The 1625-nt window shown below is 69.8% G+C and carries 1 protein-coding gene and 1 pseudogene; both read right to left on the bottom strand.

Annotated features, from left to right (window positions below; all coding sequences use genetic code 11):
• Positions 1-1042, bottom strand: a 1042-nt coding sequence (locus WA805_RS15735; RefSeq protein WP_425242699.1) for a S8/S53 family peptidase, incomplete at its 3' end; no start/stop codon positions are given.
• 132 nt (positions 1043-1174) lie between these two features.
• Positions 1175-1625 (bottom strand): annotated as a pseudogene (locus tag WA805_RS15730) (hypothetical protein); the annotation flags it as partial.

Raw genomic sequence — 1625 nt, 5'->3', positions numbered from 1 at the left:
CAGTCAGCCGGGCCAGCGTCCCCGCGTCGAGGATCGCGTCGTTGGGGTCCAGCACCCCGAACCCGACGGACGGCGAGTAGCCGCCGTGGGGACGGTAGCGAGCGGACATCGCCAGCGCGCGGGCGACCAGCGCCGGCGACAGCTGCGGGTACCGCTGCTTGATCAGCGCGACCGTGGCGGCTACGTAGCACGCCGCGCTCCAGAAGTTATCCAGCTCTATCGTGTCCGAGACAGGCACGGCGTCGGCCGGGGCGGAGATGAGCACGGAGTTGTTGCTCTGCCCGCTGACCGGGGCCGTCGCCGCGATGCCGCCCGGCAGCATGACCGGTGAGACCCCGACGACGCCGGGGAATCCCTGCGGGTACTGGTACGGCGAGGGATGCGAGCCGGTCGTCGGGAAAGCCGGCGCCACGATCACCACCCTCCTCGACAGCGCGTAGCTCACCGCGGACTGCAGGTCCAGGGCTGGCCCCTCCTGGCTGCCATAGTCGAGGAGGATCACCTGGGCGCCGTGGTCGGCGGCGTACCTGATGCCCTCGGCCTCAATGCGCAGGGCAGTGTTCTGGTCGTTGTAGAAGGACTGGGCGCCAGGTTCGGTGTTGTCCGGTTCGGTGCGCACCACCAGGATGCGCGCGCCGGGCGCGGCGCCCGCGGCTATTCCCGGCGACCCGGCGAAGAACGCGGCCGTCAGCGTGCCGAGCATGCCGGCCGGTGCTGCCTGCGGCTTGAAGATGTAGTCCGGGCCATTGGTGACCTTGCCGGCCAGGCCGGGGACGGTGGGATCCGCGCCGGTGGACAGCAGCGCTATGGTGACGCCGTTACCGGTCGCCAGGCCCTGGGCCGCGTTCAGATCGGACTGGAACTGCGCCCAGGCGTCCGACGGCGGGGAGTAGGCGGCCGCTGCCTCGGCTGCAGGCGCCAGGGTTACGGTGACTGCCAGCCCAAGCAGCAGGCTCGTGATCAGCCAGAGCGGACGGTGCTTGCGCTCTCGCGTCGCACGGATCCGGCGAACCGCGCCACCGAACTGAACAATGTCCGACATAGGCGTGAACTATAGAGGTCTCACCGAGCGCCAAACTAGCTGCTGAGATAACTGTTTGGGCAATTCTGGCTGGTTACGGGCGGTGGTAGGGGGCCTGCTGTCGGCGTGAACTCCAAGCCGCTCATTGAACCCTCAACGAGGATCAAACCAGCTATTCGGGTCATCCCGGTTTCTCATCGGCGACGGGGGCGGCGTCCAGGGCGGGGCCTGGTAGGCGGACTGCGGCGGCGGCGCCTGCACGAACGACGGTATCGGTCGCCTGTTGCGCCTGTCGCGCCTGGACCGGCGGATCGTCCAGATCAGCAGGACCGTGGCCATGATCGCGCACACCGCGCCGCCGTAGGCCGCGGCGGTGTAGGCGGCGATCAGCTTGGTGTTCCTGTGCACCACCTGGATCGGGCGGATTGCTGAGCTCGCGTGGCCAGGCGCGGCGAAGAACTTGGCCGTGGCGAATCCTGTCTCGGGCGTGGCGGCCGCCAGCCGTCCCGCCGCCCGCAGCGCGGCGGCCGCGTCCACCTCGCCGAAGCCGGTTCCCGTGCTGTACCCGCCGGACGGCCGGTGGGCGGTGCTCGTGATCAGCGCC

The organism is Trebonia sp., assembly GCF_049794275.1.
In the GTDB taxonomy this organism is placed as follows: Bacteria; Actinomycetota; Actinomycetes; order Streptosporangiales; family Streptosporangiaceae; genus Trebonia.
Note: the sequence above shows the minus strand (reverse complement) of the source record. Positions and strands in the feature narration are given on the sequence as shown.